Genomic DNA, 16,630 nt, shown 5'->3' with positions numbered 1-16,630 from the left:
ATACACAGATCATTTTCACTATTCCAATAGAAAAGCAAACGATTGCGCCTAAGGTATTTGCAAAGGGGAGATTTCCCCTTTGGTATCTTAAATTATTGTTAACTTAGTGAAGGTATTGAGTATTTGACGTTGAGAAAAACACATCACAATCATGATCTTTACCTAATTGCTGTAATTGTTTCTGAGCGACAGCGTCAATGTTACCACTAGCAACGACGGCACTCGCGTTACCTGAGGTGATGGCTTTGATGACAACTTCCATCTCGTTGCTTTTGTTCGAAGGCTTTAACTGAATAATTTTTTCGCAATCTACACTGTATGTTTGAAGGTCTTTAAGTTCAGGCAAATGGGTCTGCGCTGTAAACAGAATCCACTTACGGGCAGAGGATGCTTTAGCCAATCGCTCGAGGTTACAAGGCTGATAAGCGCTAGGTGTAAGACTTAAAGTATTGCTGTTATTCAGGTTTTGAAAGTGCATTTACTGTATCTCCATACATACTGTATGAATAAACAGTAATACTGATTCGGTTAAAGATCAAGCTCAACAATTAAAATTTGTGCATAAAAAAACCCAGCGCTAGGCTGGGTCGTTGATCTTGCTTGAGGAGCTTAAGCTCTGTGTCCGCTTAGAGATTCTTTTTGCGGAGTGACTCGTTCTTCATGATTGTAGCGTTTCACATCGATTAGCGCGGTTTGCTTACAGGAGCCACAGCTAGAGTTGACGAAGCCGTCCATGTAAGTCAGTTTTTCGACAAAGGCTAATTTTTTACACCAATCGCAATGTGAGAAGGTTTTTTGCATACCGTTAATTACTCCATAAGTATTTGCATGTGATACTACCTTGTTTAATTTCGAGACAAGCTAGCATCGTTATTTCGATCCTCGCTACAAGGTTAGGTACCTAATATTACACTACGAAAGCATAAATGTTAAATATTTGTTTAATTTCGTAACATTTAGTTGTTATTGAGCGTCTATTTAAGCAATTTTTTTGCTTGCGCCCCTTCTACCGGACGACTTACCGACAGGGTTCTACCTTTCTTTAGTCCCACTTCGTAGTCAGCAGTGAGATTCTTCATTGCTTCTTGAAGTTGCTTTTTAAAGGTTTCACGATCGATATTCTTAAATTCTTTATCGATATAGTTTTTAATCTTTTTATCTGATTCGTCATCGGGAGCGATAAGAGGCAGTTTTTCTAGAGCGCCTTCTATCCAACCGGATAAAAATGAGTTTACGCGCTTGGTCACCTCAGAAGCAGGAGTGCCAGAACCTGCAAAGCTGTTTCTGAATTTACCCGTATGTTCATTCATCTCTCGATAAACGACATCGAATGCAAATGCCGCGAATATAGCGCGATCAGCCTCGCCGATGAACTCTACTCGTTTTAGACCTTTGTGGTTAAGTAGCACAGCTTCAACACCAAATCTGGTATTAATCCCACGTATGATTCGTAGAATATTACTGCCTACGTTTGCAGGAAGCAGATGAGAGGATTGGGTTTTACCCATTTTGATGAACTCAATATCGTCTTTTTCAAGACCGTATTTGAGCATAAGGTTGTGTGCCATCTTGATGGCATTAGCCGCCTCATTAACATTGGCTGAATTTCCCAACTCAAGACACTTTGCTATTTTTTTCAACGCTTTTTGCTTGTTCATGCTTTCTCGGTACTGCCAAAAGGGGGACACATTTTACTCCTTTTTTAACGACTCTGAAAGCCCAATTTGTGACCATAGTCTCAAGTGGTTTTTATGCAGGAATAAATCATGTAAAGTGTTAGAAAATCGAACGAATTACTAAAGATCATGCCGAGCACAATGGAGTAGAGCGTGATTATCGCAGGAAGCAATATGTTACCAAGACTCAACCAAGACTCTTCTATCAATTCAATTGTCGAACGCTATCTATCTGAGCTGCAACAAAAAGGCTTTCAGGGTGATATCGAAACTCAGTATGCTAGCAGGTTAGCTGTTGCTACTGACAACAGCGTTTATCAACAACTGCCACAAGCGGTAGTACACCCTAAAACCCAGCATGATGTCGAGTTGCTAGCACAGCTTGGTAATGAGCCTGACTTTCATACTGTTCGATTTTCTCCTCGTGGCGGCGGTACGGGTACAAACGGTCAGTCCTTAACTGAAGATATTGTGGTAGACCTTTCTAGGCATTTGAATCAACTGATTGAAATCAATGTAGAAGAAGGGTGGGTAATTGTAGAAACAGGCATGGTCAAAGATAAGCTGAACGACCTTGTTAGACCGCACGGCTTTTTCTTCTCTCCAGAACTTTCTACCAGCAACCGCGCTACCGTTGGTGGCATGATAAATACCGACGCCTCAGGACAAGGTTCATTACGCTACGGAAAAACCTCCGATCATGTACTGGGGCTCACCGCTGTTTTGGCTGATGGTTCAGTACTGGATACCGAGCAATGGAAGAGTGTTAAAGAGAGCACCTTCGCTGAAGCTGCTGTAAATGAAACCCAAAGGATCTGTCGAGAGCATCGCGCTGCTATTGAAGAACGCTTCCCACCGTTAAACCGCTTTCTAACGGGCTACGACTTAAAAAATTCGCTACAAGATGACGAGTTTCTGCCAGAACGAGTGCTGTGTGGATCTGAGGGTTCTCTCGGTTTTATCACTCGAGCTAAGCTTAATCTAACGCCGATTCCTAAGTCTCGCGTATTGGTGAACGTTAAGTACGACAGTTTTGATTCAGCGCTGCGCTCGGCAACCATGATGGTGGAAGCCAATGCACTGTCTGTTGAGACTATAGATTCAATTGTTCTCAACTTGGCAAAGCAAGACATTGTTTGGCACACGGTGAGCGACCTATTGACCGAGGTACCTGGACAAGAGTTATTGGGCGTTAATATTGTTGAGTATGCAGGTAATGATGTTGCCGAAATAGACCAGCAAGTCAGTGCGCTTTGTTCAAGGCTCGATTCGATGATAGAGAGCGAAGAAGCAGGAATAATTGGCTATCAAGTCTGCCGTGACTTAGGCAGTATCAACAAGATCTATGGCATGCGCAAAAAAGCGGTAGGTTTGCTAGGGGCGACAAAGGGCGCTGCTAAGCCGGTTGCTTTTGCCGAAGATACCTGTGTGCCCCCTGAAAATCTAGCGGATTTCATTGTCGAGTTTCGCGCACTGTTAGACGCTCATAATCTGCGCTATGGCATGTTTGGTCACGTAGATGCTGGCGTACTTCACGTTAGGCCAGCACTGGATATGTGCGATCCAAAGCAAGAAGAGTTAATGCATCAAATCTCCGATCAAGTGGTTGCCTTAGTTGCCAAATATGGCGGATTGATGTGGGGTGAACACGGCAAAGGCTTCCGCTCAGAATACGGCCCGGAATTCTTTGGTGAACACCTTTTTGAGCAATTACGCCGTGTTAAGGGATCCTTTGATCCACTCAACAAGATGAACCCAGGCAAGATTTGTACCCCGCTAGAGTCTGATGATGAACTGGTAAAAGTGAAAGGCGTCAAGCGTGCGCATTTTGATCGTCAGATCCCTGTTACCGTCCGCGATAGCTTTAATGGTGCAATGGAGTGTAATGGTAACGGCTTGTGCTTTAACTACGATGTTGCATCGCCAATGTGTCCATCAATGAAGGTACTTGCCGACAGACGTCATTCGCCTAAGGGTAGGGCGGGTATCGTTCGAGAATGGCTACGCCAGTTGTCGGAACAAGGCGTTGATATACTCGATCTAGAAAGTAAAACTCTGAAAGGCTCATTGTCTTTAAAGAGCATGCTAGATCGAATGACTAACCGCTTTAATAAGCGACACCATTATGATTTCTCTCATGAAGTGTATGAGGCGATGCAAGGCTGTTTAGCGTGTAAAGCCTGTGCCACTCAGTGTCCTATCAAAGTCGATGTGCCAAACTTTAGGGCGCGCTTCCTCAACTTGTATCACTCTCGTTATCAAAGGCCTCTTAAGGACTACTTTGTCGCTAATATTGAGTCCTTGCTTCCGGTAATGGCACTGTCGCCAAAGATTGTGAATACAGTGCTTGATGCGGGTTGGGTTCAGTCGTTAGTGTCTTCAACGGTCGGTTATGTGGATGCGCCATTGCTGTCTTCTCCGACATTGAAGCAACGTCTGAAGAGCCAACACGTTGAAAAATACGATCATCAAAAGCTTTCAAGCTTAAGCGATGAGCAAAAACAGCGTCATGTGATTGTGGTACAAGACCCGTTTACCAGCTACTACGATGCCCAAGTGGTGGATGATTTTGTGTCTTTGTTGGTGAAGCTTGGATTTATTCCAGTAATGCTACCGTTTAAGCCCAATGGCAAGGCACAGCACATCAAAGGCTTCTTGAAGCAATTCACTGATACAGCGCAAAATACCTCACAATTCCTTGCTGAGGCTGCCAAGCTCAAAATGCCGATGGTGGGAGTAGATCCTGCGTTGGTGCTTTGCTATCGCGATGAATACAGAGAAACCCTGAAAAAAGATTGCCCTGATTTTTCCGTAAATACAGTGCATGAATGGCTACTTCCACAGTTGGAGACGCTTCCTTCTCGCGACAGTAACAATCAAGAACCTTGGTACTTGCTAGCGCACTGTACTGAGAAAACCATGCTACCCAACGCGGAAAAAGAGTGGGGAGCAATCTTCAATCACTTCGGCGCTTCACTTGCGGCTGTGCCTGTTGGCTGTTGTGGTATGGCAGGTACCTTTGGCCATGAGGCCGATAAATTGCAATGGTCAAAAGACATCTATGGATTAAGTTGGAAGCCAAGCTTCGAGCGCTTACCTATAGAGCGCTGTTTGGTTACGGGATACTCGTGCCGAAGTCAGGTGAAACGCTTTGAAGGTACAGTGGTTAAGCACCCACTCCAAGCGCTGTTAGAAGTGCTTTAAATAATAGAAAAGCGGGGTTTTACCTCGCTTTTTTCTTTTCCCCTAGATATACCCCTGCTCGAATTTTCTGCCGTTTCTCTATCCATAATTACACTCAAAAACTCATTAATCTTCACCTATGATGGGCATGGTTTTTTAGTGTAATTACCTTCAAAAGAGGAAGTAAATAGTGGAAAAGTTTACCTCAATCTACATTACTACCTGTGGTTACAATATTAAGGCGTTTGATTCTACTTAGTCATTCAACCTTAAAGCAAAGCCACTATGAACCAGAAAGCAAAACAACTTTTACAGCACTTGTGCGCTGAATACGATAGATTATCCGAAGAATTCAAATCTCGTTCGTTCCCTGAATTTTCAGAAACCATTACCCACTCATTGGGACATTGCTTTGTTCGATGCCCCGTTGGTAGTCAGCGTTTTTCAATCGTGTCGATTAACTTTGATCCTTGTGTGAGAGGGCAAGGGGTTCTAACCGAGTTTATCGATTATGTGAAACAGCACCCTTACCATTACCAAGGGGTTGAAGTGGCAACTATCGAGAATAAAAGCTTGGCAAAGCGGCTACGATCTCATGGGTGGAAGTACAAATCTCTGTTTGGCAAAGTTTTCTTTTCTAACACGCCGACGCTCATCCAGGATTTTTAGTGAGTCTATTGCTTTCATACCCAATGATTCGTTTAAAAGTCCGTTAGCATACGTAAAAAGCCTTTCCTAGACTCTGGGGTGTTGTCTCTGTGGGTTGCGTACTCAACATGCGCGTTTGCATCTGCCGTCGGTGATAGATTGATACTCCACAGGGCTCTAATTTCGTTGGGCACCATAGAGTAACGCACATCTATAATTCTAAATTTATCGGTAGGATCTTGCGCTAGAAAACCCTTTGAAAATTGACTGAATCGCTCGATGTCTTTCGCTTGTTGAGAGTGAGGGTCTAGCCAAGGAAAGTCTTTAGTCACGTTTAGCTTGTCGATGGATTCGCCAGAATACGTTTTTACCGATGTCCCCAATCTGACCGCGTCCACATAATATTTATCTTCTGTTTCGTAGATGACCTTCCACAATAAGATATTAGCGAATGTAGGTTTTGCTTCTAAGCGCAGCGGGGCATGTTGTCGCTCTTTAGCTAATTGCCATCCTCGCGCTTCTGCTCTGTCTCGCTGGATCACCCCAAGAGTTAGATAGATTAAACCCCATAGAAGGGCAATGCGTGCTAATAAAGGGTTTTTCTTAAGCGTTGCAAATATCAGCAAGATTAATATAGGCAGAGTAAAAGCAGGGTCAATAACGGAGATAGTATTCCATGCAAAACGTTCATTGGTTAGTGGCCAAAATAACTGAGTGCCATAGGAGGTACAGGAATCAAGTAGCCCATGTGTGCCATAACCTAACGCGCAAAACCCCCAGCTTTGCTTAAACGAGAGGCCACGCTTGTTCGCTATTAGCCAATGTAAAACCAATGCACAAATAAAACTGCCAATGGGGATAAACAGCAGTGAATGCGTAAACTGTCGATGAAATTCCAAAAACAATAGTGGATCGCTCGATGAACGAATAAGCACATCCAAATCTGGCGCCATCCCAGCAAGCAGGCCTAATACACCAGCAACAACGACATGCTGTTTCTTACTCAACGACTGAGGCACAGAAGCCCCGAGCAATCCTTGCGTTAATGGGTCCATTAATTTCTCTTCGGTAGGTGTTGCTTGATACACGCAGTGCAACTCGTTTTAAAACTGAATCTAGTTTAGAAACAAGGTTACTCTTTAGCATAGATTAATCGTATTGGGTTGAGATGGAATAGAGTCCTAAATTGACAAAAGGGTTTAGGTTGTGGATGTCTCTTAAGACATGCTGGGACAAGACCACCAACTTGCTATGCTAAAACAAAAATCGGAAGCCATTGCCTCCGATTTGTCTATCTACAGGTCAAGCCATCTACAATGTGGCTAATATGGTTTCAGCCGTACTCGCTTCAAACTCACCTTGCTTTTCAACGTTCAGAGTTGTCACTACGCCATTATCGATCACCATTGCATAGCGTTGTGAGCGAACGCCACCAAAACCAGCGGTATCCATTTCGAGTCCTAACGCTTTGGTGAACGAGGCATTACCGTCCGCCAGCATAGTGATTTCTGATGCATTTTGAGACTTCGCCCAAGCGTCTAGTACAAAAGCGTCATTGACCGAGATACAGGCAATCAAATCAACGCCTTTGGCTTGCAGCTGGTCTGCTAACACAATATAGCCAGGCAGATGTGCTTCGGAGCAAGTAGGTGTAAAGGCCCCCGGTACTGCAAACAGAACCACTTTCTTATTAGCAAACAGCTCGTTAGTCGAGTGTTGCTGCATTCCATCGGTAGTGAGTTGGCTCAAGGTGCCTGTTGGTAGGGTTTGGCCTTGTTTAATCATGACATTACCATCCTTTGTATGAGTGAAGGATCAGTGTAACCGTGATTACTAAGATTCGCTAACGGTGCTGGGTAACTGGATCCCTAGAGCCAACAGTTCGTAAACATCAGTTGCTACTTGTGTGCAACCATGCAGGGAGCTCACGTTGCTGGGGACTCCTTAGACGTTGTTTCAAACTCTAAACTACAAATGAGCCTACCGCTTATGAACTAGTCTTATGCACACAATACTATTTAGGAACGCACACTATGGTGAATCATCGGCGGCATTTAATTGCAGACATGACAATACCTACTCTTTGTTACACTGGAATAGATACGGAGCTGCTCTTCACTCACAACCAACCTCTTCCTGGATATGCGTCTTACCCGCTTCTCGCCAAGTCATCGACTCGTGCAATAATAGAAAAGATGTATATCGACCTTATAGCGCTGGCAAAACGTTATCAAACAGCCGTTATCTTGGATGCGATGACATGGATAGCCAGTTCACAACGAGGAGCAATGATTGGTCTTAATGAACATCAGCTACGAGATTTCAATTTAGATGCCATCGACCTAATGGCGCAAGTGCGAGATAGATGTGGTGATTTACCTACACTGCTCTCTGCACAAATCGGCCCCCGAGAGGACGGGTATCAAGCAAATAATCAGATGTCTGCAAACGAATCTCTAGGCTATCACTCAGCACAGATAGACACCTATAAGTTGACTAAAGCTGACTTTATTACAGCCTCTACACTGAGTTACCCCGAAGAAGCAGCAGGGATAGTCTTAGCAGCAAAAAGCGCTAACATACCTGTTGTTGTCTCTTTTACCGTCGAACTCGATGGAAACCTACCGAATGGAGAATCGCTTGAAGACGCGATAGCCAAGGTTGATGGATTAACTAAGCGTTACGCGTCTTACTTTATGATTAACTGCGCCCATCCATCGCACTTTTCACATAGTTTCACCCAGCAACCATGGGAGCAACGCATTAAAGGTATCGTGGTTAATGCTTCAAAATGCAGCCATGCAGAATTGGATAGGTGTGAAACATTGGATTCAGGTGATCCCTTCTCATTAGGCAAGGAAGTTGCAGAGATTTGCCGTCAAAATACTCAGATATCAGTAGTGGGTGGATGCTGTGGGACGAACCTTGATCATCTAGAACAGATCATGAAAAATCTACGCGAGAGTTGATGGTCAATAAGACGAAGAAATATCGAAAATGATACCTACAAAGGACTTGTTAGAAGTTTCTGCTTTGAGCTTAGTTGCTGTAAGGGCTTTTAATCAGAAGTCTTGCTCTTTTTGATGTACTTATACACCGCCCAAATAAGATAACCCGTAACGCCGACGATAAGTGCTGAGCGAATGAGAATAGGGGCGTCATGCTCTAGTTCATTAACGTGTGGGACTATGCTCGCGTACAGTCGTGTGGTGAAAAGCAATCCCATTATTAGCATAAAAACTTTGTTCATGTGACCGGCCTTTATATCAATGCTTTGTACAGAACAATGTAATCGTGAATGCTTTCTTATTGAGAGCAGGTATTGTCCTGTTTGGATATAGAAGCATGCGCCTCTTAAGTAGGCTCGTCAACGCGACATGCGTTTATAACAGGTAAGCTAATTTTCCAGATTTGGAAATGCTCTATGCTTGGCTGGGCTAACTCGCTCGGAAATGAAGGTTCATACACTATCCTTCAAACTGAAGTGATTGTATGGCTTCTTCTACGGACAGGAACTGTATTTTCGTCAGGCACATTTCTGCTTTGGAAAATTCATGTTCTTGAATCAATTGAGTAACCGATTGCAGCGATAGCGGTGCTTCAATCGATTCAAATAGATATTCGTCGCCTCTTTGTTTGATGGTGTAACTTTGACCTGTGCTATCAATCAGACAATCGGCACTACCCCAAATGAGCCCTTCTAATTCTTGATTTAACGTTAACATTGAGTCGATAAATAGTAGCTCAGAGTCACCGTCCAACTTTAAAATACATGGCCATTGAATCATCGTCTTCCTCACGAACAAAACCTACAATCCTGTTTTTCTACCGTAACATTAACCATCTAGGTGTTCTACTTATCGCAGTCTGTAGATTCATTCTCAAGGTCATTCTGAAGAGGATAGGCAGTTTGATGATTTGCTATATGAGATAATTTTAGTAGTATCTCGTTTCCTGATTTTCGAGATAACACTATGACCTTTAAAGCCGCAATTTTTGATATGGATGGATTGCTTCTTGATACTGAGCGAGTGTGTATGAATGCGTTTGAAAAAGCATGCCATACATTGGATCTCGAATTTTTGAAGCCGGAGTACCTTGCAATCATTGGGCAAAACGCCCAGGGCGTGGAGCGTACTATCCGTGACGGTTATCCTGATGATTTGGATTACCCAGCACTGCGTAAAGTGTGGATGGAGTACTACCACGATGTCACGCATCATCAGGCTATTCCCATTAAAGAGGGAGTGCTTGAGCTTCTTGATTGGCTAAAGGGCAATAACATACCGATAGCAGTCGCTACATCTACAGAGTTAAGCTTGGCGAAAACAAAGCTTAAACTGGCTGGACTAGAGAGTTACTTCGATGTTCTGGCTTGTGGGTGTGAGGTGACTCATGGCAAGCCCGATCCAGAGATCTATTTATTAGCCGCAAGCAGGCTCAATATAGCTCCACAGCAATGCTTAGGCTTTGAGGATTCAAATAATGGCGTGCGCTCTGGTATTGCCGCAAATCTGCAAATGTATCAAGTCCCAGACCTTGTTTCCCCAACTGACGAGATAGTCGCGCTAGAACATCAAATTCTTCCTTCAATGCTTGATGTACTGCAGCATCTAAAACAAGTGGGTTGAGTTTCCAATTAGCGGTAATCTAGGCCGTTTAAAATAATGAAATGCATTGCGAAGGTAAGACCTTCTGCAATGCATTTATCAACGGCTTGCTTATTGATTTACGCTTTAAAATTTAGCGAAACTGAGGCATGTAGTCCAAGTTTGCTTGGATAGTTTCCTCTAGCGCATTCTCCAAGATTGAACCTGTAGTCACCAGTGGATTCAATATCAAGGCTCTATGCGCCGCGTTACGATTGCCAGTTACAGCAGCTTCAACCGTTAATGATTCAAACTCTTTTAGTACCTGAATGAGACGCAAGGTATCACTAGGGAAGGGCGCCACACTGAGAGGTACAGGACCTGATTTTGTGATCATGCTGCTAACTTCTACGGTGCAGTCATCAGGCAGGCCTTGGATAGTGCCGTTATTGCGTGTATTAACATGCATGATGGTACGCTTGTCGTTGTAAATTGAGCTCATCAGTTCGCAGGCCGCTTCTGAATAGTATTGACCACCACGCTTTTCTAGCTCTTTTGGTTTTTCGTTTAGCTCAGGGTTTTGATAGATATCGAACAGGCGTCTTTCCATGGCTTTCACCACTTCCCCACGAGTACCTTCACCGCTGGCTTCTTGTTGTTCTTGCTCCATGATGTCTTCGCTAGTGTAGTAGTAGCGTAAGTAAGCGCATGGAATCATGCCCATGTTGCGCAGTAATTCTGGTGGCCACTCAAACTTAGGGATGTTTTGTGGAACCAAAGGATCGTTTCCAGATAGCATGGCATCTACCACATCTTGAAGCTTATCTTGACCGTTATGTAAAACTTGGCGAGCCCAGATAAAGTGGTTAAGCCCTGCAACTTGCAATACGAAGTCTTGCTCATCCGCTCCTAATATTTGAGCGATGCCTTTTTGCATGATGACAGGTACATTACACAGACCAACGGCTTTTACCTTGGTGTGCTTTAAAATAGCCTCAGTAACCATGCCCGATGGGTTGGTAAAGTTAAGCAGCCATGCATCAGGGCACAACTCTTCCATTTCACGACATATTTCTAAGGCGATAGGGATAGTGCGGCACGCATTGGCAAACCCACCCAGACCATTGGTTTCTTGACCAATCATTCCATATTTAAGCGCAATACGTTCATCACGAATACGACCCTCTAAACAGCCAGCGCGGAATTGAGAACAAACAAAATCAGCATCTTTAAGTGCAGGTTTACGATCTAGGCTGACATGGACATTGATGTGCGACATGCCGTTCTTCGCCAACATGCGACGAGTGAGCTCTCCAATAATCCTTACTTTCTCTGCACCATCTTCAATATCAACCAACCACAACTCACCAATGGGTAGCTCGTGGTTACGCTTGATCAGACCTTCAATAAGCTCTGGTGTGTAACTAGAGCCTGCGCCAATAATAGTGATTTTTAGGTTCTTGTTCATCGTGATGATTCTCGCTATGGATAAGATGATGTAATTTAAAAGCATTAGGCGAGCCTTTACAAACCAGTAATAAAAAGCTATGAATTAGCAAGGCTAATCCATGGGTAATATCAAAGCACTATGAATAAAAATCAACAAATGCTATCCAATATGTACACCTTCGCCATTGCAGGAAAATCACTTAGCTTTACCAAAGCAGGAGAAGAACTGTTTATAACGCAAGGCGCGGTAAGCCAGAGAATAAAATCCCTCGAAGCGCAATTGGGCTTTAGTTTGTTTGTCAGAATGACGCGCCGTTTGGAGCTTACGAAAGAGGGAGAGCGATTACTTCATGCATTGAATCAATCATTCGAGGTCATCTTTTCTGAGTTAGAAGACATTAAGTTTGATGAGTTACGTGGTGAGCTATACATAGGTGTTGCGCCCACTTTTGGACAAAAATGGTTGCTGCCAAGGCTTAAGAGTTTCCAAAACAAGTATCCAAATTTGAATGTGAAGCTGAGGGTAAAAGCCAGTCGATTGGACTTCCAGCATGAGCCTGTCGATATCGCGATCTATTACAGTAAAGAAGACCATCATGGCTTTCATCATCAAAAACTCTATGATGAAGCGCTTGTTCCAGTGTGTAGCCAAGAGTACTTCAATGCGCACTTTGTCAATGAGGTGCCAAGCGTAGAACAATTTTCACAAGCGACATTGCTGCACTGCACCGAGTCGTTGGAAGGTGGCGAGCCGGGAAAAGAATGGTCAATCTGGCTTGAGAAGCAATCGCAACATGAGCTTAAGTCAATTGATGCAATGCAGCGCACCTATCACTTTAACCACTCAGATATGGCGATGATCGCCGCTAAAAACAGCATGGGAATAGCAATAGCGAGGGCATCACTAATACAAGAGTATTTAGATAGGGGTGAGTTAATTGCACCATTTGAGCGAGTAAGTGCAGGGCGCGCCTACGATCTGATCTGTCTAAAGGGCCAACAAGACAGACCAAGGATTTCAGCATTCATTGCATGGTTGACGACCCAAGTAGCACAAGAACAAGAATTGCAGGAAGAGAGAAAGGGAAGGAAAGTTTTTCTGACGGCTGACGGCTGACGGCTGACGGCTGACGGCTGACGGCTTTAAGCCAGAAGTTAAAAAGGGCCTAATAGCCTTAAGCTTTAGACCCTTTCTCAATTGTTAACGGTAACGCCTGTTACTTATTAAAGTTTGTTTTCGCTGCGTTGAACTTGTCTACGTAAGCCATCATGTCTTCTTCAACCCAAGGGATAAGACCGCTAGCAATCATTCGTTTGCTACCTGTACCGATAACTTGACCGTCTCCCTTAAACTCGAAGTTCAGGGTGACTACACCGCGTTTACCATTCACATCAAAGGTGGCGCTAGACAGTTCTACTGTCGGCTCTTTGATATCAAAGCGATTAAACTCAAGCTTCATGCTTTCATAAATGATAAGGGGGCGTTTAGTGTTGAACATCATTTGCTCTTCTTTCATAAGAGGAACCATGATGTGAGGGAAGTTCATGCCTGAAAATTGTACATAGCCACGAATTACATTCTCAATGAGCTCAGCATCGGTGCAGATGTCACCACGACGCTCCATGCTCAGATATTCTTTGCCTTTTTTATCTACCACCGCGCTGTTTTCATCACAGGCGTGATCTAACTGTAATTCAACGCTATCACCCACCATTCCAGAGAAGGTGAATTTCATGTTCTGGCTTAGTCCCTCATTCTGCAGTAATACCGCGAATAATAGGTCACCGGGTACGCAGAAACGCTTGTTGTCTTCATCATGTATAGGGTTGAAGTCACCCGCAACACCTTTAGCAAAATCGCTAGCTTGCTTGCGAGTAAAATGAATTGATGAATTATCACTTACGAAGTACGGGGATAGAAACATAGTTACAGCTTAAATCTTTGTTATTAGTAGATATGTGAATGGAGTATATCAAAGTGTAAAAACTTAATGGTCTATCCAGTATATAAATGTGTGCATAACTGTGTAACTTAACGTGTTGAATTACGGGATTAAAGCCGTGTAATCCGGCATTTTGGTTGTTATTTGAGTGATTTTGGTTACAATGCTCAGCTTGCTGTTATTTGAATCCAATCACATCAGTAATTGTGAAGGACTTAACGGCCATTTCTTTGGCTCTTGTATTCTAGGCATTGAACGCAAGAGATTAACTTAAAACATGTGTTGCTTCGTATGTAACACCACTGGAATAGGACTTAAAATGCCTGTAATTACTCTTCCTGACGGCAGTCAGCGTCAATTTGACAACCCTGTATCAACTCTAGATATCGCAGCTTCTATCGGCCCTGGTCTTGCAAAAGCAACCATCGCTGGTCGTGTTGATGGCGAGCGCGTTGATGCTTGTGATCTTATCGAACAAGATGCAAGCCTAGAAATCATTACTGCAAAAGATGAAGTTGATGGTCTTGAGATCGTGCGCCACTCATGTGCTCACCTTCTTGGTCATGCTATCAAACAACTTTACCCTGATGCGAAAATGGCTATCGGTCCAACGATCGATAACGGCTTCTACTACGACATCGATATGGAGCATCACCTTACGCAAGAAGATTTAGAAAAAATCGAAAAGCGTATGAAAGAGCTTGCTAAGACCAAGTATCAAGTTGTTAAGAAAAAAGTCAGCTGGCAGGAAGCTCGCGATGCATTTGAAGCACGCGGAGAAACCTACAAGATTGAAATCTTGGATGAGAACGTTTCTAAAGACGATCGTCCAGGTCTTTACCACCACGAAGAATACATCGACATGTGTCGTGGTCCACACGTACCGCACATGGGCTTCTGCCAACACTTTACGCTACTTAACGTAGCAGGTGCATACTGGCGTGGTAACAGCGACAACAAGATGCTACAGCGTATCTACGGTACTGCATTCCACGACAAGAAAGCTCTTAAGGCGCACCTAACACGCCTTGAAGAAGCGGCTAAGCGTGACCACCGTAAGATTGGTAAGCATCTAGACCTGTTCCACATGCAGCAAGAAGCACCGGGTATGGTGTTCTGGCACCACAATGGTTGGTCTATCTTCCGTGATCTAGAAGTATTCATTCGTCAAAAACTGACTGAATACGATTACCAAGAAGTAAAAGGTCCTCTAATGATGGATCGTGTTCTTTGGGAACGCTCTGGTCACTGGGACAAATACGCTGACGCGATGTTCACAACGAACTCAGAAAACCGTGAATACGCGATTAAGCCAATGAACTGCCCAGGTCACGTTCAGATCTTTAACCAAGGTCTAAAATCGTACCGCGATCTACCGCTACGTATGGCTGAGTTCGGCTCATGTCACCGTAACGAACCGTCAGGTGCGCTACACGGCATCATGCGTGTTCGTGGCTTTACTCAGGATGATGCACACATCTTCTGTACTGAAAGCCAGATCCAAGATGAAGTGATTAGCTGCATCAAGATGGTCTACGATACGTACCAAACATTCGGCTTCGACAACATCGTAGTTAAGCTGTCTACACGCCCTGAAAAGCGCGTAGGTTCTGATGAAATCTGGGATGAATCAGAAAAAGCACTAGAGCAAGCTCTGCAATCTTTGGATATCGCTTATGAGATCCAAGAAGGCGAGGGTGCGTTCTACGGACCGAAAATTGAATTTACTTTGTATGATTGTCTGGATCGTGCGTGGCAATGTGGTACAGTGCAACTCGATTTCAACTTACCAGGCCGTTTAGGTGCAACTTATGTCGGTGAAAACAACGAACGTTTAGTTCCTGTTATGATTCACCGTGCAATTTTGGGTTCACTTGAGCGTTTCATCGGTATCTTAATCGAAGAATACGCTGGTTTCTTCCCAACGTGGTTGGCGCCAGAACAAGCGGTAATTTTGAATATTACTGACAAACAGTCAGAATATGTACAAGAAATCGTACAAAAATTGCAAAAAAGTGGAATTAGAGCCAAAGCGGACTTGAGAAATGAGAAGATTGGCTTTAAAATCCGCGAACATACTTTAAAACGTGTACCGTACATGTTGGTTGTCGGCGACCAAGAAATGGAAGCTGGCGAGATTGCAGTACGTACTCGTAAGGGTAAGGACCTAGGCAAGTTCAAAGTGGATGATTTTATCTCTTACATCCAAGCCGAGGTTTCAAACCGTAAGCTCAATCTGGAGGAATAAGCTATTAAAGGCGGAAGACGTGGTCAACAACAACCGGCCAAACAAAACCAGCATCGTTTAAACGATGAAATCCGAAGCGTTCGTGAAGTTCGTTTAAGTGACGCCGAAGGCGAACCAGTAGGTATCGTTACTTATCAAGAAGCGCAGACTATAGCAGACGAAGCTGGTATGGATCTCGTAGAGATCAGCCCTAACGCCGAGCCACCAGTTTGTCGTGTGATGGACTATGGTAAATTCCTCTTTGAAAAGAGCAAAGCTCTTAAAGAGCAAAAGAAGAAGCAAAAGCAGATTCAGATTAAGGAAGTAAAATTCCGTCCTGGAACTGATATTGGAGACTATCAGGTAAAACTACGCAACCTGACGCGTTTCCTAGAAGACGGCAACAAAGTGAAGGTAACAATTCGCTTCCGTGGCCGCGAAATGGCACACCAAGACATCGGTGTAGACGTTCTGAAGCGACTGAAAGAAGATACAGTAGAATTTGCTGTTGTTGAATCTTTCCCTAGCCGAATTGAAGGTCGTCAGATGATCATGGTGCTAGCCCCTAAGAAGAAGTAATTACAGGCCTGCAAGTAATGTAACCTCGCTGCTGTATGCGGCGGGGTTTTATTCGCCCTAATTACTATTGTTTAATTAACTCAACAATGCGGAGTTATTCATCATGACTAAGATGAAAACCAACAAAGGTGCTGCTAAGCGTTTCAAGAAAACTGCTGGTGGTATCAAATTTAAGCACGCTGGTAAACGTCACATTCTGACTAAGCGTACTACTAAGAACAAGCGTCAGCTACGTCCAAATGCAATCCTTCCTAAGTGTGAAGTGGCTGCAGTTATTCGTATGATGCCATACGCTTAATTCTTTTTAGTTTATAATTCGTTTAGTTTAGGAGAAGC

The 16,630-nt window shown here is 43.8% G+C and carries 17 protein-coding genes; 8 read left to right on the top strand and 9 right to left on the bottom strand.

All coding sequences use genetic code 11. The annotated features are described in order from the left end of the window. Window positions 1-103: 103 nt before the first annotated feature. From OCU35_RS07220 to OCU35_RS07210, 3 genes are all read right to left on the bottom strand, one after another. Window positions 104-478 carry a hypothetical protein gene (locus OCU35_RS07220; protein WP_065209796.1) on the bottom strand — a complete coding sequence of 125 codons (375 nt, stop codon included), beginning with the start codon at window positions 476-478 and terminating at the stop codon, window positions 104-106. A 131-nt stretch (window positions 479-609) separates the two neighbouring features. After that, the gene (locus OCU35_RS07215; protein WP_017027543.1) at window positions 610-801 is read right to left on the bottom strand and encodes a hypothetical protein; all 192 of its coding nucleotides are present in this window, start codon (window positions 799-801) and stop codon (window positions 610-612) included. 173 nt (window positions 802-974) lie between these two features. Next, window positions 975-1,658 carry a DUF2786 domain-containing protein gene (locus OCU35_RS07210; protein WP_017030739.1) on the bottom strand — a complete coding sequence of 228 codons (684 nt, stop codon included), beginning with the start codon at window positions 1,656-1,658 and terminating at the stop codon, window positions 975-977. Between the two features lie 192 nt (window positions 1,659-1,850). Here OCU35_RS07210 and ydiJ point away from each other — a divergent pair, with 192 nt between their 5' ends. Further along, window positions 1,851-4,880: a D-2-hydroxyglutarate dehydrogenase YdiJ gene (gene ydiJ / locus OCU35_RS07205; protein WP_198589008.1), complete on the top strand. Its 3,030-nt coding sequence runs from the start codon at window positions 1,851-1,853 to the stop codon at window positions 4,878-4,880. Between the two features lie 264 nt (window positions 4,881-5,144). After that, the gene (locus OCU35_RS07200; protein ID WP_017030737.1) at window positions 5,145-5,528 is read left to right on the top strand and encodes a hypothetical protein; all 384 of its coding nucleotides are present in this window, start codon (window positions 5,145-5,147) and stop codon (window positions 5,526-5,528) included. A 32-nt stretch (window positions 5,529-5,560) separates the two neighbouring features. Here the strand turns inward: OCU35_RS07200 and OCU35_RS07195 are convergent, their stop codons facing one another. Both OCU35_RS07195 and OCU35_RS07190 read right to left on the bottom strand, forming a co-directional pair. Further along, complete coding sequence (locus tag OCU35_RS07195) at window positions 5,561-6,562, bottom strand: metal-dependent hydrolase (protein WP_261825079.1); 1,002 nt, start codon at window positions 6,560-6,562, stop codon at window positions 5,561-5,563. A gap of 256 nt (window positions 6,563-6,818) precedes the next feature. After that, complete coding sequence (locus tag OCU35_RS07190; RefSeq protein ID WP_102321938.1) at window positions 6,819-7,292, bottom strand: peroxiredoxin; 474 nt, start codon at window positions 7,290-7,292, stop codon at window positions 6,819-6,821. A gap of 281 nt (window positions 7,293-7,573) precedes the next feature. Here OCU35_RS07190 and OCU35_RS07185 point away from each other — a divergent pair, with 281 nt between their 5' ends. After that, the gene (locus OCU35_RS07185) at window positions 7,574-8,476 is read left to right on the top strand and encodes a homocysteine S-methyltransferase family protein (protein WP_241908889.1); all 903 of its coding nucleotides are present in this window, start codon (window positions 7,574-7,576) and stop codon (window positions 8,474-8,476) included. 89 nt (window positions 8,477-8,565) lie between these two features. Here OCU35_RS07185 and OCU35_RS07180 read toward each other — a convergent pair whose 3' ends face one another. Then, window positions 8,566-8,757 carry a hypothetical protein gene (locus OCU35_RS07180; RefSeq protein ID WP_017030734.1) on the bottom strand — a complete coding sequence of 64 codons (192 nt, stop codon included), beginning with the start codon at window positions 8,755-8,757 and terminating at the stop codon, window positions 8,566-8,568. A gap of 217 nt (window positions 8,758-8,974) precedes the next feature. Then, window positions 8,975-9,295, bottom strand: coding sequence for a DUF4144 family protein (locus OCU35_RS07175; protein ID WP_065209799.1), 321 nt, complete (start codon window positions 9,293-9,295; stop codon window positions 8,975-8,977). A gap of 186 nt (window positions 9,296-9,481) precedes the next feature. Here OCU35_RS07175 and OCU35_RS07170 point away from each other — a divergent pair, with 186 nt between their 5' ends. Then, entirely contained in the window at window positions 9,482-10,138 is a 657-nt protein-coding gene (locus tag OCU35_RS07170; protein WP_102382034.1) for an HAD family hydrolase, read from the top strand. A 112-nt stretch (window positions 10,139-10,250) separates the two neighbouring features. Here OCU35_RS07170 and OCU35_RS07165 read toward each other — a convergent pair whose 3' ends face one another. Then, the gene (locus tag OCU35_RS07165) at window positions 10,251-11,564 is read right to left on the bottom strand and encodes a 6-phospho-beta-glucosidase (protein WP_261825910.1); all 1,314 of its coding nucleotides are present in this window, start codon (window positions 11,562-11,564) and stop codon (window positions 10,251-10,253) included. A 120-nt stretch (window positions 11,565-11,684) separates the two neighbouring features. On the opposite strand from OCU35_RS07165, the gene OCU35_RS07160 reads away from it, so the two are divergent. Then, window positions 11,685-12,662, top strand: a complete 978-nt coding sequence (locus tag OCU35_RS07160; RefSeq protein ID WP_261825078.1) for a LysR substrate-binding domain-containing protein — start codon at window positions 11,685-11,687, stop codon at window positions 12,660-12,662. A gap of 100 nt (window positions 12,663-12,762) precedes the next feature. On the opposite strand, the gene OCU35_RS07155 is transcribed toward OCU35_RS07160, so the two are convergent. Then, window positions 12,763-13,470, bottom strand: a complete 708-nt coding sequence (locus OCU35_RS07155) for a DUF3581 family protein (protein ID WP_017030729.1) — start codon at window positions 13,468-13,470, stop codon at window positions 12,763-12,765. Window positions 13,471-13,807: 337 nt separating this feature from the next. On the opposite strand from OCU35_RS07155, the gene thrS reads away from it, so the two are divergent. The 3 genes from thrS (at window position 13,808) to rpmI (ending at window position 16,592) form a co-directional block, all read left to right on the top strand. Next, window positions 13,808-15,736, top strand: coding sequence for a threonine--tRNA ligase (thrS, locus tag OCU35_RS07150; RefSeq protein WP_017027532.1), 1,929 nt, complete (start codon window positions 13,808-13,810; stop codon window positions 15,734-15,736). A 3-nt stretch (window positions 15,737-15,739) separates the two neighbouring features. Beyond that, entirely contained in the window at window positions 15,740-16,294 is a 555-nt protein-coding gene (gene infC / locus OCU35_RS07145) for a translation initiation factor IF-3 (protein ID WP_082961343.1), read from the top strand. 103 nt (window positions 16,295-16,397) lie between these two features. After that, window positions 16,398-16,592 (top strand): 50S ribosomal protein L35, encoded by a 195-nt coding sequence (gene rpmI, locus OCU35_RS07140; protein WP_017027530.1) that lies wholly within the window; start codon window positions 16,398-16,400, stop codon window positions 16,590-16,592. The last annotated feature ends 38 nt before the right edge of the window (window positions 16,593-16,630 follow it).

This window comes from Vibrio breoganii (assembly GCF_024346795.1).
In the GTDB taxonomy this organism is placed as follows: Bacteria; Pseudomonadota; Gammaproteobacteria; order Enterobacterales; family Vibrionaceae; genus Vibrio; species Vibrio breoganii.
This window is presented reverse-complemented; position numbering and strand designations above follow the sequence as displayed.